This is a genomic window from Streptomyces sp. NPDC047079, assembly GCF_040643755.1.
Taxonomy (GTDB): domain Bacteria; phylum Actinomycetota; class Actinomycetes; order Streptomycetales; family Streptomycetaceae; genus Streptomyces.
Genome location: NZ_JBEYUZ010000016.1, coordinates 106,998 through 132,148 on the forward strand (window position 1 = coordinate 106,998; position 25,151 = coordinate 132,148).

A 25,151-nucleotide genomic window follows, 5' to 3' on the forward strand; every position below is an offset into this window, starting at 1 on the left:
GGGCAGAGGGCTCAGACCCGTGTGCCCGAGAGGCGTTCCACACCCCTCAGCAGGGCGGAGTGGTCCAGGCCGCCGTCACCCTGCGCGCGCAGGGACGCGACCAGTTGGGCCACCACGGCACCCACGGGCAGCGCGGCGCCCACGGTGCGGGCGGCGTCCGTGACGATGCCCATGTCCTTGTGGTGCAGGTCGATGCGGAAGCCCGGCGTGAAGTCGCGGTTCAGGAAGTTGTCCTTCTTGCGGGCAAGGACGGTGGAGCCCGCCAGACCGCCGCCCAGCACCTCCAGGGCCGCCTTCAGATCCACCCCGGACCGCTCCAGGAAGACCACGGCCTCGGCGCACGCCTGGATGTTCACCGCGACGATGAGCTGGTTCGCGGCCTTCACGGTCTGACCCGACCCGTGCGGGCCGCACAGCACGATGGTCTTGCCCAGCGCTTCGAAGAGCGGCCTCGCCGCCTCGAAGTCGGCCTGCTCGCCGCCGACCATGATGGACAGCACGGCCTCGACGGCGCCGGCCTCACCGCCCGACACCGGCGCGTCCAGGACGCGGATGCCCTTCCGCGCGGCGTTCGCGGCCAGGTCGATCGAGGTCCTCGGAGTGATCGACGACATGTCGATCAGCAGGGCCCCGGGCCTCGCGTTCTCCAGGATGCCGTCCGGGCCGTAGGCGATCGCCTCGACCTGGGGAGACGCCGGCACCATGGTGACGATCACGTCGGCGTTCCGTACGGCCTCGGCGACCGAGGAGGCCGCGGTGCCGCCGGCGGCGGTCAGGCGGTCCAGCTTCTCCGGCTCCAGGGTGTACCCGGTGACGTCGTACCCCGCCTTGATCAGGTTCTCCGACATGGGGGAGCCCATGATGCCGAGACCTATCCAGGCGACCGCCGGGCGGGCCGGGTGGGAGGTGTCCGTGGGCGTGCTGCTCATGAGGGTGCCTCTCTGACTGCTCTGCTGCGTCTGCGGGCCGGGCTCAGCGGGCGGCGCGGGCTGTCGGCGGAAGCCACGCGAAGGTGTCCGCGCCGGTCCGGTCGCCCGGCTTGTACTCCAGTCCGATCCACCCCTCGTAACCCGCCTTCGCGAGCCGGTCGAGGAGGTCCGCCAGCGGGAGCGAACCCGTTCCCGGGGCCCCGCGGCCCGGGTCGTCGGCGATCTGGACGTGACCGGTCTTCGGCGTGTACCGCTCGATCACCGAGGGCAGGTCCTCGCCGTTCATGGACAGGTGGTACAGGTCCATCAGGAACTTCGCGTTGCCGAGGCCGGTCGCCTCGTTCACCTTGTCGACGATCCCGATGGCGGCCGGGGCCGACACCAGCGGATACCGCGGGGACTCGGGACCGTTCAGCGCCTCGACGAGGAGGACCGCGCCGATGCGGTCGGCGGCGCGGGCCGCGAGGGCCAGGTTCTCCAGGGCCAGCGCGTCCTGTTCGGCCGGGTCCACGCCGTCGACGCGGTTGCCGTACAAGGCGTTCAGGGCCGTGCAGCCCAGCGCCTCGGCGAAGTCCGCGGCCACCTGGACGTTGGCGCGGAACCTCTCCGACTCCTCGCCGGGGACGGACAGGGCGCCGCGGTCCGGGCCCGGCAGCCGTCCGGCGTAGAAGTTGAGTCCCGTCAGCCGCACACCCGCGTCGTCGACCGCCTTCCGCAGGGCGTCCAGCTCGGACCGCGCGGGGGTGGGCGAGTCGGCCCAGGGCCACCACAGCTCGACCGCGGTGAAGCCCGCCGCGGCGGCGGCCGCGGGGCGTTCCGGGAGCGGGAGCTCGGTGAAGAGGATCGACAGGTTGACGGTGAAGCGCTGGTCGGCGAATCCCATCGGGTGGCGCTCCCTCCTGGTTCTTCTTCCGGCTGGCCTCTATTCCACATTGCGGAATGTAGTTTTTGCTTGATGGAAGGCTGTCGTGGTGTGGCCTGCCTTGTCAAGGGGGTGGAACGGGAGCGGCCGCAACGGTGCGTCGGCTAGGGTCGCCTCGTGGTGGACGGGGGCGGCCCCGTCCCGGTGGAAGCCCCCGACGTGCCCTCGTCATGGGCGATCCGGATGGCAGTACAGGTCACGACCGTGCTTTGGGGGCACAGTGCGACTGAGAGTGGAGTTCACGACCGAACCCTTCGACCTCGACGAGGCGCCCGCCCACGCGCTGGTCGCCCGTGAGGTCATCGAGGCGGCCGAACTGGACGCCGTGGACGTCGGCCCGTTCGGCAACACCGCGGAGGGTCGCGCCGACACGGTGCTGACCGCCGTCGACGCGCTGCTGCGCAAGTCTCTGGAGGCCGGTGCCACCCGGATCTCGTTGCAGGTCAACGTGGTGGGGGAGGACGGCAGATGACCCCGGCGGGGGAGGGGCCCTTCATCGCGGCCGTGAAGCCGCTGGTCGACGCCATGGGGGGCGAGATGCTGCCTCCGGACCAGGCCGGCCCGGACGATGTCGTGCTCGCCTGGGAGGGGGCCGAGGTCGTCGCCGTGCGCCTGCCGCAGCTCGCCGACTCGCTCGATCACATCCTCGCCGCGATGGAGCGCAAGCGCGGCAGGCCACTGGCCGAACTGGACCGCAAGGCCAAACAGGAGATCGTGCGAACCCTCGAGGCGCGCGGCGCGTTCTCCGTGCGTCACGGGGTGGAGACCGTCGCGAGCGCTCTGGGCGTGAGCCGCTTCACCGTCTACAACTACCTCAACCGCGAGAAGGAGTCCTGACCAGGCTCGATGCGCTTGTCGCGCACCGTGTGCGAAGAGCCGCCGCCCGGATACCGGGCGGCGGCTCTCGTTACTCCGGATTTTCAACAAAGTGTTGACGGTCTGTGGTGGAGGGCGTTAGCTGTTCGCAACCCGTTCCGCCCCGAGGCCACGGAGGCACCCGTGACGTCGACTTCCACGCCGCCGGGTCTCGCCCGGTTCAACGCCCTCGAGGAGCCCGTGGCCTTCGCCGCCCTCCACGAGGCCTGCGCCTCCACGGCATGGGCCCGTCGGCTGCTCGCCGCACGCCCCTACCGCACCGCAGACGACCTCTACGCCGCCGGCGACGCCGCCATGGCCGAGCTGACCACGGCGGACCTCGAGGAGGCCATGGCCGGGCACCCGCCGATCGGCCGCCCCAAACCGGGGGACCCCGCGTCGGCCCGGGAGCAGCGCGGCATGGCCGGCGCCTCCGAGCAGCTCAGGGCGGAGATGCTCGAACTGAACCTGGCGTACCAGGAGAAGTTCGGGCACGTCTTCCTGATCTGCGCGACCGGGAAGACCGGCGAGCAGATGCGCGACGCGGTCAGGGAGCGGATCGGCAACGCGCCGGAAGAGGAACGGGAGATCGTCCGCACCGAGTTGGGGAAGATCAACCGTATCCGGCTCGCCCGACTGCTCGACACCGCCTGAAGAGGTAAGCGCATGAGCACCGAGACCACCGCCTCCGTGTCCACGCACATCCTGGACACCAGCGCCGGCCGTCCCGCCCAGGGCGTCGCCGTCCGCCTCTCGGCCCGCCCCGGCCGGGACGCGGACTGGCGGGCGCTCGGCGGCTCCGCGACCGACGCGGACGGCCGGTGCAAGGACCTTCCGGCCCCGCCGGAAGGGACCACCCACGTACGGCTCGACTTCGCCGTCGAGGCGTACTTCGAAAGGTTCGAGAAGAAGCAAGCCGATGCGCAGCAGGACGCCCCCGCGAATCGGGACAGCGGTGTCACCGGAGTGTTCTTCCCGGAGGTGACGGTCACGTTCGCCGTCGTGCCGGGGGAGCACTACCACGTACCGCTGCTGCTCAACCCGTTCGGCTACTCCGTTTACCGAGGGAGCTAGCTACATGGCAGACAATTCCCGCCTCGCCCGCCCCGTGATCCTGGGGCAGAACCAGTACGGCAAGGCCGAGAACCGGGTCGTCAAGATCACGCGGGACGGCGCCACCCATCACATCAAGGACCTCAACGTCTCCATCTCCCTCTCCGGTGACATGGACGAGGTCCACTACTCCGGCTCCAACGCCAACGTCCTGCCGACCGACACCACCAAGAACACGGTGTACGCGTTCGCCAAGGAGCACGGCATCGAGTCCGCCGAGCAGTTCGGCATCCACCTCGCCCGCCACTTCGTGACCTCCCAGGAGCCCATCCACCGGGCCCGGATCCGGATCGAGCAGTACGCCTGGGACCGGATCGAGCACGCGGGACAGGGCGCGCACTCCTTCGTCCGCAAGGGCCAGGAGACCCGCCTGACCCAGATCACCTACGACGGCTCGTCCTGGGAGGTGGTCTCGGGCCTGAAGGACCTGACGGTGATGAACTCGACCGACTCCGAGTTCTGGGGCTACGTCAAGGACAAGTACACGACACTGCCCGAGACGTACGACCGCGTCCTGGCCACGTCCGTGACCGGCCGTTGGCGCTTCAACTGGACCGACGACGCCCAGGAGGCGCCGGACTGGGAGACGTCCTACGAGGACACGAAGAAGCACCTGCTCCAGGCGTTCGCCGAAACCTACTCGCTCTCGCTCCAGCAGACCCTGTACCAGATGGGTGCGCGCATCATCGAGCACCGCGGCGAGATCGACGAGGTCCGTTTCTCGCTCCCGAACAAGCACCACTTCCTGGTGGACCTGGAGCCGTTCGGGCTGAAGAACGACACCGCCGAGGGAGCCGTGTACCTCGCCGCCGACCGTCCGTACGGCCTGATCGAGGCCACCGTGCTGCGGGACGGCTGCGAGGCGAGAATCCCCGTGGACCTCACCAACCTCTGACGCAACCGATTGCCCCCGCCCCTCGGGGGGCACCCTCCTCCTTCGGCACCCGCGGCCGGGACCGACACCGGCCGCGGCACTCAAACTCCCAGGGTCCTGCCGTGCCCTCTCCACAGAGCGAAAAGGACGAACCATGGCAGCAGCCCAGCGCATCGTCGTCGAGAACTGTGCGATCGCGACCGTGGACGCCGACGACACCGAGTACCCCACGGGGCACGTCGTGGTCGCCGGCAACCGCATCGAGGCGGTCGGCGCGGGCAGGGCCCCCGAGGGCCTGGAGAACGTCGTACGCCGTATCGACGCGACCGGGCATCTCGCCACCCCCGGCCTCGTCAACACCCACCACCACTTCTACCAGTGGATCACCCGGGGCCTGGCCACGGACCACAACCTCTTCGACTGGCTCGTCGCGCTCTACCCGACCTGGGCGCGCATCGACGAGCCGATGGTCCGCGCGGCCGCACAGGGCTCGCTCGCCGTGATGGCCCGCGGCGGGGTGACCTGCGCCATGGACCACCACTACGTCTATCCCGAGGGATCCGGTGACCTGTCCGGCGCCATCGTCCGGGCCGCCCGCGAGACGGGTGTCCGCTTCACCCTCGCCCGCGGCTCCATGGACCGCAGCGAGAAGGACGGCGGCCTGCCCCCGGACTTCGCCGTCGAGTCCCTCGAAGGCGCGCTGGCCGCCACCGAGGCCACCATCGACGAGCATCACGACCCCTCCTTCGACGCCATGACCCAGGTGGCCGTGGCGCCCTGCTCCCCCTTCTCGGTCTCGACCGAACTCATGAGGCAGGGCGCCGAACTGGCGCGGCGCAAGGGCGTACGACTGCACACCCATGGCTCGGAGACGGTCGAGGAGGAGAAGTTCTGCCACGAGCTGTTCGGCATGGGCCCCACCGACTACTTCGAGTCGACGGGCTGGCTCGGCGAGGACGTGTGGATGGCGCACTGCGTCCACATGAACGACTCCGACATCGCCGCCTTCGCCCGTACGAGGACGGGGGTCGCCCACTGCCCGTCGTCCAACGCCCGCCTGGCCGCGGGCATCGCACGGGTCCCCGACATGCTCGCCGCCGGCGTCCCGGTCGGCCTCGGTGTCGACGGCACGGCGTCCAACGAGTCCGGCGAACTCCACACCGAACTGCGCAACGCCCTCCTGATCAACCGCCTCGGCGCACACCGCGAGGCCGCCCTGAACGCCCGCCAGGCGCTGCGCCTCGGCACCTACGGGGGCGCCCGGGTCCTCGGCCGTGCGGCGGAGATCGGCTCCCTGGAGCCGGGCAAGCTCGCCGACCTCGTGCTGTGGAAGCTCGACACACTGGCCCACGCCTCGATCGCCGACCCGGTGACCGCGCTGGTCTTCGGCGCGGCGGCCCCGGTCACGCTCTCCCTCGTGAACGGCGAACCGGTGGTCGAGAACGGACGTCTGCTGCACGTCGACGAGGACGCCATCGCCCGCTCCACGCGGGAAGAGGCCCAGCGCCTCGCGCGGATCGCCGCGCAGGGCTGAGCAGCCGAAGGCCCCGGCCGGGAGGGACGGCTCCCGGCCGGAAGCCGTGGACCCGAGCGGGGGCCACGGCAACCGTCTCCGGGGCGCGCAGGGACGTGCGCGCCCCGGGGCGGACTCCGTTCCCCACGAACGACCCCCGTCCCCGGTCCCGCACGACCGACCGCGCACCACCTCCTTGACACCCACGTCAGAGCCGACGTGCCACCGACCGGAGGAGCCGCCGTGACCGCCCACCCAGTCGACGAGAAACTCCCCGCCCTCAAAATGGCGACCAGCGGTCTGCAACACGTGGCCGCCATGTACGCGGGGGTCGTCGCCCCGCCCCTGATCGTCGGCACGGCCGTGGGCCTGACCGGCACCGATCTGACCTTCCTCACCGGGGCCTGCCTGTTCACCGCGGGCCTGGCCACCTTCCTTCAGACACTCGGCATCTGGAAGATCGGCGCCCGGCTCCCGTTCGTCAACGGCGTCACCTTCGCCGGCGTGGCCCCCATGACCGCGGTCGTCGCCTCCGCGCACGACAAGTCGGACGCCCTGCCGGTGATCTTCGGCGCGGTGATCGTCGCGGGTCTCCTCGGCTTCCTGGCGGCCCCCGCCTTCTGCAAGGCGGTCCGCTTCTTCCCGCCGGTCGTCACCGGCACCGTCATCACCCTCATCGGAGTGTCCCTGCTGCCCGTCGCCTTCGGCTGGGCGCAGGGCCCCGACCCCGCCGCGTCCGACTACGGTTCGCCGACGCAGCTCACCCTCGCGGCCATCACCCTCCTCCTCGTCCTGCTCCTGCGCCGGTTCACCCGTGGCTTCGTCAAGCAGATCGCCGTCCTGCTCGGCCTGATCGCCGGCACGCTCGTCGCGATCCCCTTCGGGCTCACCGACTTCCGTCCGGTCGCGGACGCGGACGTGATCGGCTTCCCGACGCCGTTCCACTTCGGCGTGCCGCAGTTCCACCTGGCCGCGATCCTCTCGCTGTGCGTGGTGATGGTCGTCTCGATGACCGAGTCGACCGCGGACATGCTCGCGCTCGGCGAGATCGTGGAACGCCCGGCGGACGAGAGGACCATCGCCGCGGGCCTGCGCGCCGACACCCTCGGCTCGGCCCTCAGCCCCCTCTTCAACGGGTTCATGTGCAGCGCCTTCGCCCAGAACATCGGCCTGGTCGCGATGACCCGCATCCGCAGCCGCTTCGTCGTCGCCACGGGAGGCGGCTTCCTGGTGCTGATGGGTCTGTGCCCGGTGGCGGCCTCGCTGATCGCGGTGGTACCGCGCCCGGTGCTGGGCGGTGCCGGGGTGGTCCTCTTCGGCTCCGTCGCCGCCAGCGGCATCCAGACCCTCGTGAGGGCGGGGCTGGAGAAGGACAACAACGTGCTGATCGTGGCCGTCTCACTGGCCGTCGGCATCATCCCGATCACAGCGCCGCACTTCTACCACGCGTTCCCGCAGACGGCCCGGATCGTCCTGGACTCGGGCATCTCGACGGGCTGCGTGGCGGCGGTCCTGCTGAACCTCGTCTTCAACCACCTCGGCAGGGGCGGCCGGGACGCCCAGGACGTGACCCATCCGATGGAGGCGGGGGAGGAGATCGCCAGGACACGGACGGCGCCCCACCAGGCCCCGGTGCCTGCGCAGGACCGGGCGACGCCATGAGCTCGGCGGAGAGCATCCCGTCCGTCCTGCGGATCGGCTCGGCGACTTGCTCGGCCACAGTGTCCCTCCTCCACGGCGACAGCATCGGACGTACGCGTGCACGTCAGCGTGATGGCGGCCGACTGCGCCTGGTTTCCGGGCAGTTCGATGTGTGCCGTTCATCTGCGCCGCGGTGATGCCAGCACATACCGCTCCCGGGCCCGCGGCTTGGAGTGCTCGCTCACCTGCCAGCCCGCCTTCTCCAGCGTGGCCGCACAGGAACGCAGTGCCGCGAGGTCCGGCTGGTGCACGGCGACCGCCTCCGGCTGCGGGGTCGCCCGCACGCGGTAGCCGTCCTCCTGGTCCCCGGTCGCGGGCCGGTGCCCGGCCGCCTCCAGGGCCAGTGCGGCGGCCCGCACCAGATGGGTCCGCTCCCAGCCGCACGGGCGGTCCGTGGCACCGCCCGGGTTGGTCATCCGGCGCAGCTCCAGCAGCCCCTGCCAGGCGCCGCGCACCTCCCGCACCCGGGCGGGTCCGGTGTCCGGGGACTCCTCGCCGCCGACGCGCGCGGCGAACACCCCGGAGTCGGCGGGTGCTTGGGCGGCAGCCGGCAGCTCCTCGGCGGGGGCCTCCCGTATGCGGTGACCCGCCGGGGTCAGAAAGTGGTCGTGCGGCGGACGCGGATGCCGGAAGGCCAGCCCCCGTTTCACCAGCGCGGCGAGCTGGGCGTCCGTCCCCTTCAGCCGCCCCGTGCCGGGGTCGGCGGCGTCGATCACACGCCGTTGCGCGGCGGTCGGCGGTCGGGTCACGGCGTGTTCCTTCCCGCGGGGGAGGGGACGGGTGCTCACGTCCCCCCGTCAGCGTTCCTCGGAGGGCCCCGCTTCCCCCGCGGAGAGGGACCCATGGGAACAGTACGCGTCGGGTCTGACATTCCAGCCGGCCACCACGGGGCGGCGGTGCTCCGTGCTCAGCCGGCTCACCGTCCCCGTGGAGAGCTGGAACAGGGCGCCCGCCGAGGCCGGCAGACCGAGCCGCCGCGCGGTCAGCACCCGCAGGAAGTGCCCGTGCGAGACGACCACCACGCCGCCCTCCGCCTCGGCGAGCGCCGCGTCGATCTTGGCGAGCACCCGGTCCGCGCGCGCCCCGACCTCCTCCGGGCTTTCCCCCGGGTGCTCCGGGGGGCCGGGCGCGACGCCGTGCGTGAACAGGAACCAGTCCGGAAACGTGCGGTGGATCTCGACGGTCGTGACCCCCTCGTACCCGCCGTAGTCCCACTCGGACAGGTCCGCGTCGACGCGCGCTCCCCCGAGCCCCGCCAGCCGGGCCGTCTCCCGGGCCCGCCGCATCGGGCTGACGAACGCCGAAGCGATGTGATGCCGTGCGATCAGCGGAGCCAGCCTGCGCGCCTGTTCCCGGCCGTGCTCGGTCAGCGGGACGTCGGTCCGCCCGGTGTGACGCCCGGACAACGACCACTCGGTCTCACCGTGCCGGACGAGAATGAGGTCGCCCACGCCCTGCCGCCCTTCCCGTTCCGCCTCTCAGCGCACCGTGTCATACGCGAGCGGCGGGGCGCAGGACGGATTGGGCCAGACAGCCGTTCTACTGGCGGTAGCCGCTCAGAAAGCGGCCGATTCGCCCGATGGCCGCCTCCAGGTCGTCCGCGTGGGGCAGCGTGAGGATACGGAAGTGGTCGGGAGCGGGCCAGTTGAAGCCCGTGCCCTGGACTACCTGGATCTTCTCCCGCAGCAGCAGGTCCAGGACGAACCGCTCGTCGTCGTGGATCTTGTGCACCTTGGGGTCGAGGCGCGGGAACGCGTAGAGCGCGCCCTTGGGCTTCACACAGGTCACGCCGGGGATCTCGTTGAGCTTCCGCCAGGCCACTTCGCGCTGTTCGTGGAGACGGCCGCCGGGCGCGGTCAGCTCGCCGATGGACTGCCGGCCGCCGAGCGCCGCCTGAATGGCGTACTGGGCGGGGGCGTTGGCGCACAGCCGCATGGACGCCAGCATCGTCAGGCCCTCCAGGTAGTTGCGCGCATGCTGCCTCGGCCCGGTCACGACCAGCCAGCCGGAGCGGAAGCCCGCCACGCGGTAGGTCTTCGACAGCCCGCAGAAGGTCAGGACCAGCAGGTCAGGGGCGAGGGCGGCGGCCGAGTGGTGCACGGCGTCGTCGTACAGGATCTGGTCGTAGATCTCGTCCGCGAAGACCATCAGTCCGTGGCGGCGGGCCAGGCCGAGGATGCCCTCGACGATCTCCTTCGGGTAGACCGCGCCCGTCGGGTTGTTGGGGTTGATGATCACGACGGCTTTGGTGCGGTCCGTGATCTTCGAGGCCATGTCGTCCAGGTCCGGGTACCAGTCGGCCTGTTCGTCGCACAGGTAGTGCACGGCCTTGCCGCCCGCGAGGGTGGTCACGGCCGTCCAGAGGGGGAAGTCCGGTGCGGGGATGAGGATCTCGTCGCCGTCCTCCACCAGTGCCTGCACGGCCATCGAGACCAGCTCGGAGACGCCGTTGCCGAGGAAGACGTCGTCCACTGCTACCTCCAGGCCCTTCGCCTGGTAGCGCTGGGCCACGGCGCGGCGTGCGGAGAGGATGCCGCGCGCGTCCGTGTAGCCGTGCGCCTGCGGCAGCATCCGGATCATGTCCTGGAGGATCTCCTCCGGTGCCTCGAAGCCGAAGAGCGCGGGGTTGCCGGTGTTCAGGCGCAGCACGCTGTGCCCCGCCTCCTCCAGCGCGTTGGCGTGCTCGATCACCGGACCGCGGATCTCGTAACAGACCTCGCTGAGTTTGCTCGACTGCCGGAACTCCATGCGCCGCTTCCCCTCCGCCATCCGTTGTTGCTTGGTTTTACCAAGTGGCGGCTTGGAAAGTCCAACGACGTGTCTACACTGCGTCGTATGTCACCTCGCCGAAGCTACGACCAGTACTGCTCCACGGCCCGCGCCCTCGACGCCGTCGGCGACCGCTGGACCCTTCTGATCGTCCGCGAGCTGCTCGCCGGTCCCCGTCGCTACACCGATCTGCACGCGGACCTGCCGGGCGTGAGCACCGACGTCCTGGCGTCCCGGCTGAAGGACATGGAGCGCGACGGACTGACCACCCGGCGCAGGCTGCCGCCGCCCGGAGCCGCGTTCGTGTACGAACTCACCCCGCGAGGAAGCGAGTTGCTGCCGGTGATCCAAGCGCTCGGGGAGTGGGGCGCGCCCGCGCTGGCGGAACGCCGCCCCACGGACGCCGTGCGCGCGCACTGGTTCGCGCTGCCGCTGCTGCGCGCGCTGCCGGGCGAGGGGCTGGTCGACGTCCGGCTGGACGAGGGGGAGTTCCATCTGCGGCTCGGTGCCGAGGACGGACCGGTGTACGGCGACGGGGCCGCCCCCGAGGAGCCCGACGCCCGGCTGACCCTGGACGCGGAGACCTGCATGGCCCTTGGCGACGGCTCTTTGACGTTCCATCAGGCGGTCGCGCGGGGGCGCGTCGCGGTCACGGGGGACAGCACACTCGCCAAGGTGCTGCGCGGGGACTGAACGGGCGAGGCCCGCCGGCGTCCACCAGAACGGAAGTGGACGCCGGCGGGCCTCGCCCTTGGTCTGGGAAGAAGGGCTCAGACGCCCGGCGGGACCCGGGACGGCCGTCCCGAGCCGCGCGTCAGCGCGTAACCGCCGATGCCCGCGAGCGCCGCGAGGACGCCGCCGACCGCCGTCCACACCCAGCGGTCCGACCACCAGGCGGAGGCGTCGGGCTTCAGCGACGAGAGCGTGGGCGCGTCCGACGCGGAGTCCGAGGACGTCTGCGCGATCCCCGGCACCAGCGGCTGCCCCAGCGAACCATCCACCGCAGCCGAACCACCGATGTCCTTGGAGTCCACCCGCACCTCGGCGTTCACCGGCAGCCCGAGGTCGGCGGTGCCCAGTCCCACGGCGGTCAGCCGGATGTAGTACGTGCCAGGCAGCGGGTCGGTGGCCCAGGTCTCCGACCAGGCGCGGACCGTGCGCAGCGTGCAGGCGAGCTCGACGGATGCCGCCCCCTGGGCCGCCGTGCGCGTCTGCGTCCCGTACCGGCACGCCTGGCGGCGTCGCAGCCCGTCGTAGACGTCCAGCTGCCAGGTCTGCGCCCCGCTCCGGGACGCCGAGGGCAGCTTCACCGTCGCCTTCACGGTGGGCCGCTGCCCGGCGTCCGCGGGGAACTGCCAGTACAGATAGTCGCCCGTGGAGGCGCTCGCCGTGGCCTGCTGCCCCTGCTCGATCTCCGTCGCCGTACGGAACGACGTGCCCGCCGAGGTGGGCGCGGCACTGTCACCCGACGGGCCGGCCGAGGGCGAGGCGTCGGCGACGGCCGGGGTGGCGGCGACGCCCAGCAGCAGAGCCGCCGCGGTCAACGCTTGTGCGATACGCATCAGTTGGACCTCCAGACAGCGACGCGCCAGCGCGACAGCCAGCCCCACAGCACACCCGCGACGAAGCCGGTCAGCACAAGGGCGCCGAGCAGCCACCAGCCGCGCCCGAGACCGAAGGAGGCCACGTCGCTCGCCTGGTCGGGACCGTCGACGACGTCGACCGTCAGCTCCAGCGGAAGGCCGGGCGTGGTCTTCACACCGGCCGCGGGGGAGAAGGAGTTGGCGACCTCGAGGCACACCGTCTCGGCGGGCGCACTGTCGTCGTCGCTCCCGGCCTTCGGGTAGCGCAGGCCCGTCGACAGGGCGTCCGTACGGCCCGAGCCTGTCGCCTCACCGCGTACGATCTCCCGTCCGTGCACGGTGACCGCGCGCAGCGTCACCCCGTAGTCGGGGTTCACCTGCCGGTCGTCGAAGACGCTCACCGAGGCGCGCAGCTCCTGGCCCGGCTTCACGTCCACACGGTAGAAGCGGTGCCGCCCGAACTCCTCGCGGTCCGTGTACAGGCCCGACTTCAGCGGGGGCGCCGTCGTGCACTGTGCGGTGCCGTCCACGGCGACCGGGGTGACCACCTTGTCCGCCGTGCGGTCCACCAGCTGGTTCACCTTGTCGGAGAGCTGCTCCTTGTGCTCCACCGACGTGTACGTCCCGCCGGTCGCCTCGGCGATACAGCTGAGCTGCTTGCTCATCTTGGAGTTGGGCACCAGGCCCAGCGTGTCGATGGTCAGCCCGATCCCCTTGGCCGCGATCTCCCGGGCCACCTCGCACGGGTCGAGCGGGGCACAGGTGTCCTCGCCGTCGGTGATGAGGACGATACGGCGGGTGCCGTTGCCGCCGTCAAGGTCGTCCGCCGCCTTCAGCAGGGCCGGGCCGATCGGTGTCCAGCCGGTGGGCTGGAGCGTCGCCACGGCCGTCTTGGCGTCGGTCCGGTTCAGCGGCCCCACCGGGTACAGCTGCGCGGTGTCCTTGCAGCCCGTCTTGCGGTCGTTGCCCGGGTAGCCGGCGCCCAGCGTGCGGATGCCGAGCCGCACCTCCTCCGGCGTCGCGTCGAGGACCTCGTTGAAGGCCTGCTTCGCCGCGGCCATCCGCGAACCACCGTCGATGTCCCGCGCCCGCATCGACCCGCTGACGTCGAGGACCAGATCGACCTTGGGCGCGTCCTGGGCCGTCGTCTCGTCGGCGACGGCCCCGGCCGGGAGGGCGATCCCGGCCGCCAGGGCGGCGAGCAGGGCGCAGACGCCCGTCGCCAGCCGTTTTCTTGTGATCATCGGCGGATCTTATTGATCAATGGGGGCGCGCTTCAAAACGATCTCGTTGATCTCAGGGGACGGGCGTTTGAACGAGTGGGTTGGGCAGCCTCGTCCACAGGTCCCCGGGACGCTCGGGGGACATCCGCATCAGGGTCAAGGCCTTGGCGGGCAGCGGTCCGCGCAGCGCCGCCAGATCGGACGTGGCCGGCAGATCCCGTACGGCGGCCTCCAGCGCCGCCCCAAGTGCGGGGCCCGTACCCGCCGTGGAGGCCAGCGCGCCCGCGACGAGCGAGCCGAACAGTTTGCGGCGCAGGGCCGTTTCGTCGTCGGTGACGATCCGGTCGGCGACCTCCGGCATCTTGATGCCGTGCCGGGCCAGCCGGGCCGGGCTCACCCGGATGTCGGCCAGGTCGCGGTAGACCAGCCGCAGCGGGGCCCCCGTGGGCGACAGCACCACCAGCAGGTTCTGGCCGTGTGCCTCCAGCGCCACACCCAGGTCGAGCAGGCGCAGCCCCACGGTGAGCGCGAGACGGGTGAATGCGGTGAGCCAGGCCGGGGACGCGGCAAGGCCGGTGGCCGGGAGCGCGGCCACGGGGACCACCCACTCGCCCGCCGCGGCGTCCGCGTACGTCTCGGGCGACTCGCGCACCATCGCGGCGAGATCCGGCGAGTGGGCGCTGAGCGCCCCCAGGGTGCGGGCGATCCTCAGCAGGCCGTCGGTGCGCCCGGCGACCGACTCGACGAACCCCGAGACGACGAGCGCGGTCTCGACGGACGAGAGGGAGATGTCCCGCACGGACGAGGTCAGCCGGGCGCTGACCGCGGTCTTCACATGCGGTCCGCCGTCGGACAGCGCCAGGGTGCGCAGGGACATCAGCGGATGCGCCACCGGACCGTCCTGCACCGGCCCGCCGAGCACGTGCGCTGCCTGCCAGGGGTGCACCGGCACCAGCGGGCGCTCGCCGTCCCACAGCCACGCAGGCCACTCGCCCCGCAGGAGACCGTCCTCCACGGGCACCAGGACGAGGCGCACCAGGGGCCGGTGCTCGGGGCCGTAGGCGAGCTGCTCGGCGACCGAGAAACCGGGCCGCGAACGGCAGCTGGGGTGGTACGGGTGCCCGTCCACCACCCGCTGTTCCCACGCCCAGCTCGTCACCGGTTCGGGCGCTTCCCGCGGCTGGCCGGCTCGCGACAGCGCCAACGAGGCCGTGCTGTGGTCCAGCTCGGCGGCGAACGCCGCGCCGTGCGGCACACCGAGGGCCGTGACCAGTTCCGCCGCACGCGCGTACCCGCGCCCGTCCACCACCACCTCGGTGGCGTTCGTGGCGGTGGCATACGGATCGACGGGCGGCCCGTGGAGCCGGCGCCCGTCCGCCAGATGGAGGACCAGCCCGTCGCGCGTCGGCTCCCGGCGGGCGATCCACGGCAGCGGCTCATGGGCCAGCGCCCGCCACAGGCGCGTCAGGACGGCGGCCCGGGCACCGGGGAGCGCGGCCGCGTACGCCGCCGACAGATCGGGGCGTACGGTGTCCAGCTCGCAAGCGAGCTCGGTCTCGGCGGAGGGGCAAGGGGACATGGGTGGGCTCCTCGGGACACGGCGCATTCGTGGTGTCGGACCACGACAGACATACTGATCGTCAGTGCACCGTACGGAACGAATGGACGCGTGGACCGCATGCATCCGAGGGACGGGGTCCCCGAGCTCGCCGACGCCTACGCGGCGGCGCCGCTGCTCAACTGTCTGCTTCGGGAGGCGGCGGAGCCCGCGGGAGAGCAGGGCGTCCACCGGCTGCGGGCCGGCGGCCGGCTGCTGCGCGTGCGCGGTGGGCGGCGTCCCCGCGACCCCGAGGTGCACGTCGACGGCACCTGGCATCCGCTCACCCATGCCGACCTGGTCAAGATCACCGCCGAGGAGCTGCGCCGGGCCACCGGCCTGTCCAACCCCGACCTGCCGGGGGAGATGATCGACAGCCGGGAGGCGGTGGTCGCGATCCTGGCCGCACGCGCCCGCGCGACACCGCCGGGCGACCCCTATGTGCTCTCCGAGCAGTCCCTGATCACGGGACATCCCCATCATCCGGCGCCCAAGGCGCGCGGCGGCGGTCCCGTCGCCAGCTGGCTGCCGTACGCCCCCGAGGCCCACGCACGCTTTCCGCTCACCCTCCTGGGGGTACGGGAGGACACGGTGGTGGAGGAGGGCGACACCACGGGGCTCGACGCGTTGGGCGCCGCCCCGCCCGGATACCGGGTGCTGCCCGCGCACCCGTGGCAGCTCGATCTGGTCGGCGGCCGCCCGAAGATCCGCGAGGCGTTCGAGGACGGGCGCCTGGTGCGGCTCGACGGGCCCCCTCGGACCGTGTGGCCCACGGCCGCGATCCGTACGGTGTACATGTCCGACGGCGATCACTTCCTGAAGTTCAGCCTGGACGTGCGGATCACCAACGACATCCGCCGGCTGTGGCGCCACGACCTGCTCAAGCTGCGCTGCACCGACGCCGCGGCGATGGCGGCGTTCGCGGCACACCGGGGCCCGGCGGCCTGGCTGAGCGACCGCGGCTACCGCACGGCCGGCTTCGCCTTCGAGGAGTTGGCCGTCCTGGTCCGCGACGGTCTGCGCCCCCACCTCAGGCCCGGCGCCACCCCGCTGCTCGCCGCGGCGCTCGTGGAGGGCTTCGACGGCAGCCCGCTCGAGCGGCTCACCGACCCGGCGGCCTGGTGGACGGCGTATCTGCGTCAGGTCGTGCCTCCGGTCCTGGAGGCGTTCGAGGGCCATGGGGTCGTCCTGGAGGCCCACCTTCAGAACACGCTGGTCGCCGTGGACGCCTCGGGCCTGCCCGTCCAGGCGCTGTTCCGGGACGCGGAGGGCGTGAAGCTCCTCGGGGACGTGTCCCGCGAGGCGGGCTGGGAGCGGCTCGTGTACAGCCTGGTCGTCAACCACCTGATGGAGGTGGCCGCGCTGCTGGCGGAGCGCCACCCCGGCTGGAACCCCTGGCCCGCCGCCCGCGCGGAACTGGCGCGCCATCCCGTACCCGAGATCCCCGCCCTGCTGGCCTCGCCCACCCTCCCCGGCAAGACCAACCTGCTGCTGCGCTGGACGGGCGCGGACGGCGCGGAGGCCCGCTATCTGCCCCTGCCGAATCCCCTGGCCTGCCGCTGACCGCCGCCGGTGCCCGCCGGTGCCCGCCGGTGCCCGCCGGGTGCCCGCCGGGTGCCCGCCGGTGCCCGTCGGCCCGTCGCGCCGGTCGCGGGCGACGGCCTGTGGGTTTCGCGACGGGCCGGCCCACAGAGGCCCGTGTGCCGCACGGTGTGACTGCCGTCCGATACGTGACCCCGCTGAGGTGCGGCGGCTCCGCACCCGGGCGTCGGCACGCGGAGTGACTGCGGTGGCAGGGCGCTCAGCCCGGCATCACCAGGCAGGTGAGGGCAAAGCGCGATCACCGCGAGTGGCGGTGTCCAAGTCCGGCGGGTGGAAGGCCCTCAACACCCCTGTCGCTCGTGGCCCGGTCGGCACCAGGGTGCCGACCGGGAGCGGTGACAGATCAGCTGGGCTCGGCGGGTGGGGCGGTCCTGGCACCCCAGCGGTGTTCGACACCGGCCAGGCGCCAGTACGCCAGGGCGCAGGCCCAGACCACGACGAACAGGCCGACGATGACGAAGCCCACGTTGTCGAGGTCGACGCCGGAAATCCAGTTGGTGATGGCGTCGTTCAGGTCGAGCTGGTCGTGCAGCACCCCGACCAGTTCGATGGTGCCGATGAGGAAGGCCACCGCGATGGACAGCCCGGTGATGGTGAGGTTGTAGTAGACCTTGCGCACCGGGTTGGAAAACGCCCAGTGGTAGGCGAAGTTCATGAAGGTGCCGTCCAGGGTGTCGAACAGGCTCATCCCCGCGGCGAAGAGCAGCGGAAGGCACAGAACCGCGTACCACGGGAGTCCGGCGGCGGCTCCGGAACCGGCCATGACCATCAAGGTGACCTCGGTCGCGGTGTCGAAGCCAATGCCGAACAGCAAGCCGACCGGGTACATCTGTCCGGGGCGGGTGATGGACTTGGTCAGGCGACCCAGGATGCGGTTCATGAAGCCGCGGGAATCCAGATGCTTTTCCAGTTCGTGCTCGTCGAACCGGCCCGAGCGCATGGCCTTGAACACGCGGTAGATCCCGGCGAGGGAGACCAGGTTGAGAGCGGCGATCAGGTAGAGGAAGCCGCCCGAGACCGAGGTGCTGACCACGCTGAGGGTCTGGTGGGCGCTGGAGTTGCCGTTCGCCAGGGTGCCGGCGAAGCGTGCCCCGGCCGCGATGCCTCCGGCAAGGACAACCACGATCGTCGAGTGGCCGAGTGCGAACCAAAAGCCCACGGAGATCGGCCTTTTGCCGTCGGCCATCAGCTTGCGTGTGGTGTTGTCGATGGCGGCGATGTGGTCGGCGTCGAAGGCATGCCGCATGCCCAGGGTGTAGGCGGTGACGCCCAGGCCGAGGCCGAAGACCTGCTTGCCTACGGTGTAGTGGTGTGGGGCGACCATCGTCACCAGGATCGCGAAGGCCGCGACGTGCAGCGCCGCTATCGCCGCCATCAGTCCGCCGGTGCGTATCCAGTCCTTGCGTTCCCACCGGATGAGCGGCGTGGCCGGTACCACCACCGCCGCGGTCGTGGGGGAGTTTTCAGACAGGGTCATATCAGGGGGCCTCTCCAGCACCTCGTGGACTAGGTCACTTGCAGTGCCGTGGCCGGTCTCCTGGCTGACGGGTCGAACGCCGCCGCACCCCACCTTCCCAGAGGCCCGAAGGCATCCAGTGGCATCCGCCTGACAGCGGAAGGTGCGTCAACTCCCCGATCACAGTGGCGAGGGCCGCCCCGGACTCCAGACCCCTGCGAGGGTCTGTCACCGGTCTTCCCGAGCACCACGGCGGTAACAGGGTAGATGTCCCGCCGGCGCGGCTACAAGCCTGCACAGGTATGTAGGTGTCTTGTTTCACAGGTCCAAGAGCGCGAGAATGGGGCGCATGCACCTGGTCCCACCGGATCGCGCACACCAACGCGCCATTGACGAGCACACCGTGTGCGACGCCATCGCGGGCATCGGCGACCGCCGGCACGTACGCGCATGGGCCGAGCGCTTCGCCCTGCTCGCCGACCCGGGCCGGCTGTCACTGCTCCTCGCCGTGCACAGAGCCGGGCCCATCGCCGTCTCCGACCTGGCGCTCGCCACCGGCATCCGGGACACATCGGTCTCCCAGGCGCTACGGTTGCTGCGCGCTTCCGGCGCCGTGCAGGCCATCAAAGACGGCCGGATCGTCCGATACAGCCTCCGCGACCCCGAGATCGCAGGTCTTCTCGAAGCCCTTTCCGTCGGCGATCGCACATCGACGAGCGAATGACGGCACCAGCTCTGCGCCTGCGAGCCATATGGCCCGACGCCGTGCTCACGGCGGTTGCCGCGCCGGATCGTAGGCGTAGCCGACCTGGCGGATCGTGGCGATGACAGCCCGGTGTGCCGGGCCGAGCTTGCGGCGAAGCCTGGCGATATGAACGTCCACCGTACGGGTGTCGCCCACGGCAGGTTCTCCCCATACCTCGTTGATCAGCTGCGCGCGGCCATGGACGCGTCGGGGATGTGCGACGAGGCGGGCGAGGAGTTCGAACTCCAGGTAGGTCAGAGTAAGGAGCCGGCCGTCAACCGATGCGCTGGCTCTGGCCATGGCACTCTTCGTCCACTGCTGTGGTGGTGGGCCCTCCGAGTGCCGGCCATGAGAGCCGGGCGGCGTCGTACCAGGGCCAGTTCCTGTCGTATCTGGAGGTCGACCTCGTGCTGGGTTTCATCGTCGCCACCTGTGTACGGCGCGCTTCGATCGTTGCCGTGGCCGTGTCCTTCGCTGTGCAGGTGCTGGTGATCGGCGTCTTCGCGCACGGGAACGGCCTGGCCGTCAACGAGGTGATCGCCCTCCTGGCGTTGGCCGCATCCTGCATGGCCGCTCTGCTGAGTCGCGAGCGCCGTGAGCACGCGGTGGCGCTGCGTGCACAGGAGGTGGCCGAGGCCGTGACCGCCGAACGGCTGCGGATCGCACGGGAGTTGCATGACATGGTCGCGCACAGCATCGGCATCATCGCCATTCAGGCCGGTGTGGGCGGCCGGGTCATCCAGACCCAGCCGGCACAGGCGCGCGAGGCCCTGCGCGCCATCGAGGCCACCAGCAGAGAGACCCTGTCGGGCCTTCGGCGCACGCTGGTGTCGCTCCGTCAGGCCGACCGGGGCGACACCGCCCCGGAGCAGTCACCGCTCGCACCGTCGCCGGGGCTGGCGGACGTCGAACGGCTGGCGGCAGCGACCGCGGGCGCAGGAGTACGCGTCGACGTGCGCCGCAGCGGTCAGCAGCGTCCTGTTCCGGCCGACATCGACCTGTCTGCCTACCGCATCGTGCAGGAGGCGCTGACCAACGTGGTCCGGCACGCGGGCACCGGGCGTTGCCGGGTGACCATCGACTACGGAGACGAGGAGCTGTCCGTGGAGGTCGTCGACGACGGGCGCGGCGCCACCGACAACGGCTCGGCGCACGGCTTCGGCATCATCGGGATGCGGGAGCGGGCCGCCCTCCTGGGCGGCCACCTCAGCGCCGGACCGCGCCCCGAGGGCGGCTTCCGGGTGGCGACCCGGCTGCCGCTGCCCGCACCCATCGCAGTTCCGGTGGAAACCCGATGACCGTCCGGGTGGTACTCGCCGACGACCAGCCGCTGGTGCGGTCCGGTCTACGCGTGCTCATGGCCGATCACAGCGACCTGGAGGTCGTCGGTGAAGCCGCCACCGGCGCCGAGGCCGTCCAACTGGTGAGCGACATCGGCCCCGACGTCGTGGTCATGGACATCCGGATGCCCGGCATGGACGGGATCGAGGCCACCCGCCTGATCACGGCCGGTCCGGCAACCACGCGCGTCCTCGTCCTGACCACCTTCGACGAGGACGACCATGTCTACGGCGCTCTCCGGGCCGGCGCGAGCGGCTTCGTGGTCAAGGACATGGCGCTTGACGACATCCTCGCGGCGATCCGCGTGGTCGCCGCCGGCGACGCACTGATCGCGCCGGGTGTGACGCGTCGTCTGATCGCGGACTTCATCGGGCGCCCGGGACCGGCCCCGGAACACTCCCCACGGCCGGTGGAGGGCATCACCGAGCGGGAACGGGAAGTACTGACCCTGGTCGGCCGCGGCCGGTCGAACGCCGAGATCGCCGAGGACCTCTTCATCACGGTGGCAACCACCAAGTCGCACGTCTCACGCCTGCTCACCAAACTGGGCGCCCGGGACCGGGTCCAGCTCGTCATCACCGCCTATGAGATGGGGCTGGTCACCCCGCCTCGCTGATGGCGTCACCGGCCCGCAGGGTGAGGCCGGAAACACCCTGTCGCTCACGTCGCGGCTACGAGCCGCCGAAGGAGCAGCGGTGCCTGAGCGGGGAGAGCCGGGCGGTGGTCCTCATGCCGTCCCGGTACGCCTGGTGGATGGTGCCGCGCTTGCCGTGGCACACGTCGCGGGCCAGCTTGCGGCGGGACTCCTGAACGGTGAGCTGCCGGTTCCGCTCCTCCCCGGCTGTCACGCTTGGTTACTATGCTCACTTCATGCCGGAGGCCGGAAGCAGGGCCGCACGCCATCGACGGTCTGATGGGGAGACAGGGAGACGAGCATGCCAGTCGGAATTCCCCAGATCCTCCCCAGGGCTGGGCGGGTATGTTCCCCGGCCTGCCCTGGCTGGGAGGCGGCAATGGAATGTAAGGAATACGGCCTGTGGGGCCTTGGAAGATGCTGAGAGAGGTTACCGCGACTCGCTATGTCGCACCCCTGCGCGCCGGCGGCTCCGTCCCCGGAGTCGTCGAGGCCGACGACCTGGGCACCTACGTCGTGAAGTTCACCGGCTCCGCGCAGGGCGTCAAGGCGCTGGTCGCCGAGGTGATCGTGGGCGAACTGGCCCGCAGGCTCGGCCTGCGCGTGCCCGAGCTCGTACTCGCCCACTTCGACCCGGCGATCGCCGCGCACGAACCCCACCAGGAGGTGCGCGACCTGCTGAACGCGAGCCCGGGGCTCAACCTCGGCATGGACTATCTTCCGGGCGCCCGGGACTTCACCCCCGAGGTCGCGAGGGCCTGCACGGTCGACCCCGTGGAGGCAGGCAGGATCATCTGGCTCGACGCCCTGACCGTGAACGTCGACCGGACGGTCCACAGCTCCAACCTCATGGTCTGGCCCACCTTCGGCACGGCACCCCCGCGGCTGTGGCTGATCGACCACGGTGCCGCCCTCGTCTTCCACCACCGCTGGGACGCCTCCGCGCCGGAGAAGGCGTACGACTTCCGTCACCACGCCCTCGGCCACTTCGCCCCGGACATGCGGGCCGCCGAGGCCGAACTCGCGCCCCGGGTGACCGAGGAGCTGCTGCGTGAGATCACCGAGCAGGTGCCGGACGCCTGGCTGACCGGGGAGGCGGGCTTCGCGACGCCCGCAGAGGTCCGGAACGCCTACGTGGACTACCTCTCCGCGAGGGTGAAGGCGTCCGAGGTGTGGCTGCCCACCGATTTCCCCACCCGGGAGGAACTCGCCGCCGAGGAGGCCCAGCGCGCGGCACGGACACAGCAAGGACGGCCGGACTGGCTCAAGCGGGTTCCCGACCTGCACGGCAAACCGGCGGCGGAACAGGATTGGTCGGTGCATCTGGGATGACGGACACCCCCGCGGACGACACGTATCGCGTGCAGATCGAGTACTGCACCCAGTGCCGCTGGCTGCCCCGCGCGGCCTGGCTGGCACAGGAGCTGCTGACGACGTTCGAGACCGAGCTGACGGAACTCGCCCTCAAGCCGGGCAAGGGCGGCGTCTTCGTCGTACGGGTGAACGACGAGGTGGTTTGGGACCGCCGCGAGCAGGGCTTTCCCGAGCCGACGGCGGTCAAGCGCCTCGTACGGGACCGAGTGGCCCCGGGAAAGTCCCTGGGCCACTCGGAGAAGAGCGCGGAGTGAGTCAGCCGGCGAGCTGTTCGTATGCCGGGAGGGTGAGGAAGTCCGCGTAGTCCTCGTCCAGCGCCACTTTCAGGAGCAGGTCGTGGGCCTGCTGCCAGTGGCCGGCCGCGAAGGCCTCCGCGCCGATCTCCGCCCGGATGTGCGCGAGTTCCTCGGCGGCGACCCTGCGGGCCAGCTCACCGGTCGCCTTCTCGCCGTTCTCGAACTGGACGCCCGCGTTGATCCACTGCCAGATCTGGGAGCGGGAGATCTCCGCGGTCGCCGCGTCCTCCATGAGGTTGAAGATCGCGACCGCGCCGAGGCCGCGCAGCCAGGCCTCGATGTAGCGGATGCCGACCTGGACGGCGTTGACCAGGCCCGCGTACGTCGGCTTGGCGTCCAGCGAGTCGACGGCGATCAGGTCGGCCGCCTTGACGTCGACGTCCTCGCGCAGCCGGTCCTTCTGGTTCGGCCGGTCGCCGAGGACCTTGTCGAAGGACTCCATCGCGAGCGGGACGAGGTCGGGGTGGGCGACCCACGAGCCGTCGAAGCCGTCCGCCGCCTCGCGGTCCTTGTCGGCGCGGACCTTCTCGAAGGCGATCCTGTTGACCTCGGGGTCCCTGCGGGAGGGGATGAACGCCGCCATACCGCCGATCGCGTGCGCACCGCGCTTGTGGCAGGTACGGACGAGGAGTTCGGTGTACGCGCGCATGAACGGCGCCGTCATCGTGACCGCGTTGCGGTCCGGCAGGACGAACTTCGGCCCGCCGTCACGGAAGATCTTGACGATGGAGAAGAGGTAGTCCCAGCGGCCCGCGTTCAACCCGGAGGCGTGGTCGCGGAGTTCGTAGAGGATCTCCTCCATCTCGTACGCCGCCGTGATCGTCTCGATCAGGACGGTGGCGCGGATGGTGCCCTGGGGGATGCCGATGTGATCCTGGGCGAAGACGAAGACGTCGTTCCAGAGGCGGGCCTCCAGGTGCGACTCCGTCTTCGGCAGGTAGAAATAGGGGCCCTTGCCGAGGTCCAGCAGGCGCTGGGCGTTGTGGAAGAAGTACAGGCCGAAGTCGACGAAGGCGCCCGGCACTTCCTCTCCGTCGACCAGGAGATGACGCTCGTTCAGGTGCCATCCGCGCGGCCGCACGACGACCGTCGCCAGTTCCTCCTCCGGTCGCAGGGCGTAGGACTTGCCCGTCGCCGGGTCGGTGAAGTCGATGGCCCGGGTGTAGGCGTCGATCAGGTTCAGCTGGCCGAGCACCACGTTCTCCCAGGTGGGCGCCGAGGCGTCCTCGAAGTCCGCGAGCCACACCTTCGCCCCCGAGTTGAGGGCGTTGATGGTCATCTTGCGGTCGGTGGGGCCGGTGATCTCGACGCGACGGTCGTTCAGGGCCTCGGGGGCGGGGGCCACCCGCCACGAGTCGTCCGCGCGGATCGCGGCGGTCTCCGGCAGGAAGTCGAGCGTAGAGGTACGGGCGATCTCCGCGCGGCGCTCGGCCCGGCGGGCGAGCAGTTCGTCGCGCCGGGGTGTGAACCGGCGGTGCAGCTCGGCCACGAAGGAGAGGGCCGCATCGGTGAGGACCTCCTCCTGCCGCGGCAGGGGCTCGGCGTCGATGACGAGCGGCGACGGCGCTGGTGCGGACATGAGCTGTCACTTCCTTCGGCGAGCTTGACGTGAGGACGCCGCGGCACGGGGTACGGCACCGGGTGCCAGGGGGGTCCGGGTGCGGCTGACCGCGCCTGTGAGCGGTCAGGCGCTCCTGACCAGTGGATAGTAGTTTCCTCATAGTGGAAGTTCAATGTTTTGTTGACGTCGAGATTCTCCGCTTCGAGGGACGGTGGCGCTCCGTGCCACCGCGTTCACCGGAGGTCAGTCGAGGTGCACCAAGTCGCCCTCGGTGTCGATGTCGTACGGCCGTGCCACGTCTCCGCACTCGACGAGCCGGACGGAGTCCTCGTGCTCCTTCAGATAGGTGCGGGCTCCCCGGTCCCCGGTGGCGGACGCCGCGACCCCGTCCCAGTGGTCGCTCCCGAAGAGCACCGGGTGGCCCCGTACGCCCCCGTACGCGGCCGAGACCAGAGAGGACCGGCCCTCGTAGGCGGCAAGGACCCGGGCCGCCGCCTGCGGGCCGATGCCGGGCTGGTCGACGAGCGAGACCAGGGCGGCCCGCGCGCCCGTCCCGGCGAGCGAGTCGAGTCCGGCGCGCAGGGAGGAGCCCATGCCCTGCTCCCAGTCCGGGTTGTCGACAAGGACGCAGCCGGACAGGTCCGCGCGTTCCCGTACCTCCTCGGCCGCCGCCCCGAGCACCACATGGACCCGGCCGCACCCGGCCGCACGCAGGACCCCCACCGCGTACTCCACCAACGGCCGCCCCCGGTGCACCAGCAGCGCCTTCGGACGTCCGCCCAGCCGGCGTCCCCCGCCGGCCGCGAGGAGCAGCCCGGCGACGCCGTCTCGACCGTCTTCACGTCGCGTCATACGTCCTGCATACCGGAGTCGCGGCGGTCGCGGGGCGTCCCGGGATCGAATGTCCGTCCCGCGGGGGCGGCTGCTTCCGGGCATATCACCCGACCGCCCGAGCTGATGTGCCGTCGGCCGCCGCGGCCGGAAGCCTAGACTTCCTCACCACGACCGGCACTTCGCCTGCCCCTGTCCGGCACGGGTGGGGCCCCCGCGCTACGGAGGAGGC

General features: G+C 71.2%; 26 protein-coding genes, 1 pseudogene and 1 riboswitch. Of the genes and pseudogenes, 14 read left to right on the top strand and 13 right to left on the bottom strand.

The genetic code is table 11. The features are described 5' to 3' along the window. Positions 1 to 11: 11 nt before the first annotated feature. Both ABZ823_RS21305 and ABZ823_RS21310 read right to left on the bottom strand, forming a co-directional pair. The gene (locus ABZ823_RS21305) at positions 12 to 929 is read right to left on the bottom strand and encodes a 2-hydroxy-3-oxopropionate reductase (RefSeq protein ID WP_361662464.1); all 918 of its coding nucleotides are present in this window, start codon (positions 927 to 929) and stop codon (positions 12 to 14) included. Between the two features lie 43 nt (positions 930 to 972). Beyond that, positions 973 to 1,812: a TIM barrel protein gene (locus tag ABZ823_RS21310; RefSeq protein ID WP_361662467.1), complete on the bottom strand. Its 840-nt coding sequence runs from the start codon at positions 1,810 to 1,812 to the stop codon at positions 973 to 975. A gap of 259 nt (positions 1,813 to 2,071) precedes the next feature. Here ABZ823_RS21310 and ABZ823_RS21315 point away from each other — a divergent pair, with 259 nt between their 5' ends. From ABZ823_RS21315 to ABZ823_RS21345, 7 genes are all read left to right on the top strand, one after another. Then, positions 2,072 to 2,323 (top strand): hypothetical protein, encoded by a 252-nt coding sequence (locus ABZ823_RS21315; protein ID WP_361662469.1) that lies wholly within the window; start codon positions 2,072 to 2,074, stop codon positions 2,321 to 2,323. Next, positions 2,320 to 2,688 carry a helix-turn-helix domain-containing protein gene (locus tag ABZ823_RS21320; protein ID WP_361662472.1) on the top strand — a complete coding sequence of 123 codons (369 nt, stop codon included), beginning with the start codon at positions 2,320 to 2,322 and terminating at the stop codon, positions 2,686 to 2,688. Before ABZ823_RS21315 ends, ABZ823_RS21320 begins: the two co-directional genes overlap by 4 nt. Positions 2,689 to 2,850: 162 nt before the next feature. Further along, positions 2,851 to 3,360 (top strand): 2-oxo-4-hydroxy-4-carboxy-5-ureidoimidazoline decarboxylase, encoded by a 510-nt coding sequence (uraD, locus tag ABZ823_RS21325; RefSeq protein ID WP_361662475.1) that lies wholly within the window; start codon positions 2,851 to 2,853, stop codon positions 3,358 to 3,360. Between the two features lie 12 nt (positions 3,361 to 3,372). After that, on the top strand, positions 3,373 to 3,780 hold the full coding sequence (gene uraH, locus ABZ823_RS21330; RefSeq protein ID WP_361662479.1) for a hydroxyisourate hydrolase: 408 nt from the start codon (positions 3,373 to 3,375) through the stop codon (positions 3,778 to 3,780). Between the two features lie 4 nt (positions 3,781 to 3,784). Further along, positions 3,785 to 4,714, top strand: coding sequence for a factor-independent urate hydroxylase (gene pucL, locus ABZ823_RS21335; RefSeq protein WP_361662482.1), 930 nt, complete (start codon positions 3,785 to 3,787; stop codon positions 4,712 to 4,714). A 133-nt stretch (positions 4,715 to 4,847) separates the two neighbouring features. Next, on the top strand, positions 4,848 to 6,227 hold the full coding sequence (locus tag ABZ823_RS21340) for an 8-oxoguanine deaminase (RefSeq protein ID WP_361662485.1): 1,380 nt from the start codon (positions 4,848 to 4,850) through the stop codon (positions 6,225 to 6,227). Positions 6,228 to 6,449: 222 nt separating this feature from the next. Next, positions 6,450 to 7,868 carry a nucleobase:cation symporter-2 family protein gene (locus ABZ823_RS21345; RefSeq protein WP_361662488.1) on the top strand — a complete coding sequence of 473 codons (1,419 nt, stop codon included), beginning with the start codon at positions 6,450 to 6,452 and terminating at the stop codon, positions 7,866 to 7,868. A 158-nt stretch (positions 7,869 to 8,026) separates the two neighbouring features. Here ABZ823_RS21345 and ABZ823_RS21350 read toward each other — a convergent pair whose 3' ends face one another. The 3 genes from ABZ823_RS21350 to ABZ823_RS21360 form a co-directional block, all read right to left on the bottom strand. After that, positions 8,027 to 8,656, bottom strand: coding sequence for a hypothetical protein (locus ABZ823_RS21350; RefSeq protein ID WP_361662491.1), 630 nt, complete (start codon positions 8,654 to 8,656; stop codon positions 8,027 to 8,029). 48 nt (positions 8,657 to 8,704) lie between these two features. After that, a complete protein-coding gene (locus ABZ823_RS21355; protein WP_361662494.1) occupies positions 8,705 to 9,358 on the bottom strand; it encodes a histidine phosphatase family protein in 654 nt (217 codons plus the stop codon). Positions 9,359 to 9,446: 88 nt separating this feature from the next. Beyond that, positions 9,447 to 10,655: a pyridoxal phosphate-dependent aminotransferase gene (locus ABZ823_RS21360; RefSeq protein WP_361662498.1), complete on the bottom strand. Its 1,209-nt coding sequence runs from the start codon at positions 10,653 to 10,655 to the stop codon at positions 9,447 to 9,449. 87 nt (positions 10,656 to 10,742) lie between these two features. Between ABZ823_RS21360 and ABZ823_RS21365 the strand changes: the two genes are divergently transcribed. Continuing rightward, on the top strand, positions 10,743 to 11,369 hold the full coding sequence (locus tag ABZ823_RS21365; RefSeq protein ID WP_361662501.1) for a winged helix-turn-helix transcriptional regulator: 627 nt from the start codon (positions 10,743 to 10,745) through the stop codon (positions 11,367 to 11,369). 77 nt (positions 11,370 to 11,446) lie between these two features. Here the strand turns inward: ABZ823_RS21365 and ABZ823_RS21370 are convergent, their stop codons facing one another. From ABZ823_RS21370 to ABZ823_RS21380, 3 genes are read right to left on the bottom strand one after another with little or no spacing between them, the layout of a single operon-like run. After that, on the bottom strand, positions 11,447 to 12,238 hold the full coding sequence (locus ABZ823_RS21370) for a hypothetical protein (protein ID WP_361662504.1): 792 nt from the start codon (positions 12,236 to 12,238) through the stop codon (positions 11,447 to 11,449). Continuing rightward, on the bottom strand, positions 12,238 to 13,503 hold the full coding sequence (locus tag ABZ823_RS21375; RefSeq protein ID WP_361662508.1) for a VWA domain-containing protein: 1,266 nt from the start codon (positions 13,501 to 13,503) through the stop codon (positions 12,238 to 12,240). The genes ABZ823_RS21370 and ABZ823_RS21375 overlap by 1 nt, the downstream gene beginning before the upstream one ends. Before the next feature lie 52 nt (positions 13,504 to 13,555). Next, the gene (locus ABZ823_RS21380) at positions 13,556 to 15,061 is read right to left on the bottom strand and encodes an IucA/IucC family siderophore biosynthesis protein (RefSeq protein ID WP_361662510.1); all 1,506 of its coding nucleotides are present in this window, start codon (positions 15,059 to 15,061) and stop codon (positions 13,556 to 13,558) included. Between the two features lie 99 nt (positions 15,062 to 15,160). Here ABZ823_RS21380 and ABZ823_RS21385 point away from each other — a divergent pair, with 99 nt between their 5' ends. Continuing rightward, on the top strand, positions 15,161 to 16,642 hold the full coding sequence (locus ABZ823_RS21385; RefSeq protein WP_361662608.1) for an IucA/IucC family protein: 1,482 nt from the start codon (positions 15,161 to 15,163) through the stop codon (positions 16,640 to 16,642). A 382-nt stretch (positions 16,643 to 17,024) separates the two neighbouring features. Here the strand turns inward: ABZ823_RS21385 and ABZ823_RS21390 are convergent, their stop codons facing one another. After that, positions 17,025 to 18,158, bottom strand: coding sequence for a HoxN/HupN/NixA family nickel/cobalt transporter (locus tag ABZ823_RS21390; RefSeq protein WP_361662513.1), 1,134 nt, complete (start codon positions 18,156 to 18,158; stop codon positions 17,025 to 17,027). 32 nt (positions 18,159 to 18,190) lie between these two features. Continuing rightward, positions 18,191 to 18,404: riboswitch (cobalamin riboswitch) on the bottom strand. Positions 18,405 to 18,486: 82 nt separating this feature from the next. Here ABZ823_RS21390 and ABZ823_RS21395 point away from each other — a divergent pair. Then, positions 18,487 to 18,861: a metalloregulator ArsR/SmtB family transcription factor gene (locus ABZ823_RS21395; protein WP_361662516.1), complete on the top strand. Its 375-nt coding sequence runs from the start codon at positions 18,487 to 18,489 to the stop codon at positions 18,859 to 18,861. 45 nt (positions 18,862 to 18,906) lie between these two features. On the opposite strand, the pseudogene ABZ823_RS21400 reads toward ABZ823_RS21395, so the two are convergent. Next, positions 18,907 to 19,176 (bottom strand): annotated as a pseudogene (locus tag ABZ823_RS21400) (helix-turn-helix domain-containing protein); the annotation flags it as partial. Between the two features lie 32 nt (positions 19,177 to 19,208). On the opposite strand from ABZ823_RS21400, the gene ABZ823_RS21405 reads away from it, so the two are divergent. Continuing rightward, the gene (locus tag ABZ823_RS21405; RefSeq protein WP_361662519.1) at positions 19,209 to 20,180 is read left to right on the top strand and encodes a sensor histidine kinase; all 972 of its coding nucleotides are present in this window, start codon (positions 19,209 to 19,211) and stop codon (positions 20,178 to 20,180) included. Beyond that, positions 20,177 to 20,839: a response regulator transcription factor gene (locus ABZ823_RS21410; protein ID WP_361662521.1), complete on the top strand. Its 663-nt coding sequence runs from the start codon at positions 20,177 to 20,179 to the stop codon at positions 20,837 to 20,839. The genes ABZ823_RS21405 and ABZ823_RS21410 overlap by 4 nt, the downstream gene beginning before the upstream one ends. Before the next feature lie 55 nt (positions 20,840 to 20,894). Here the strand turns inward: ABZ823_RS21410 and ABZ823_RS21415 are convergent, their stop codons facing one another. Further along, on the bottom strand, positions 20,895 to 21,071 hold the full coding sequence (locus tag ABZ823_RS21415; RefSeq protein WP_361662524.1) for a hypothetical protein: 177 nt from the start codon (positions 21,069 to 21,071) through the stop codon (positions 20,895 to 20,897). Between the two features lie 203 nt (positions 21,072 to 21,274). On the opposite strand from ABZ823_RS21415, the gene ABZ823_RS21420 reads away from it, so the two are divergent. Then, positions 21,275 to 22,189, top strand: a complete 915-nt coding sequence (locus tag ABZ823_RS21420) for a HipA family kinase (RefSeq protein WP_361662527.1) — start codon at positions 21,275 to 21,277, stop codon at positions 22,187 to 22,189. Beyond that, complete coding sequence (locus tag ABZ823_RS21425; RefSeq protein ID WP_361662530.1) at positions 22,186 to 22,485, top strand: Rdx family protein; 300 nt, start codon at positions 22,186 to 22,188, stop codon at positions 22,483 to 22,485. The genes ABZ823_RS21420 and ABZ823_RS21425 overlap by 4 nt, the downstream gene beginning before the upstream one ends. Position 22,486: 1 nt before the next feature. Here ABZ823_RS21425 and aceB read toward each other — a convergent pair whose 3' ends face one another. Both aceB and ABZ823_RS21435 read right to left on the bottom strand, forming a co-directional pair. Continuing rightward, positions 22,487 to 24,106: a malate synthase A gene (gene aceB, locus ABZ823_RS21430; RefSeq protein WP_361662532.1), complete on the bottom strand. Its 1,620-nt coding sequence runs from the start codon at positions 24,104 to 24,106 to the stop codon at positions 22,487 to 22,489. Positions 24,107 to 24,331: 225 nt separating this feature from the next. Then, a complete protein-coding gene (locus ABZ823_RS21435) occupies positions 24,332 to 24,940 on the bottom strand; it encodes a nucleotidyltransferase family protein (RefSeq protein WP_361662535.1) in 609 nt (202 codons plus the stop codon). Between the last annotated feature and the right edge of the window lie 211 nt (positions 24,941 to 25,151).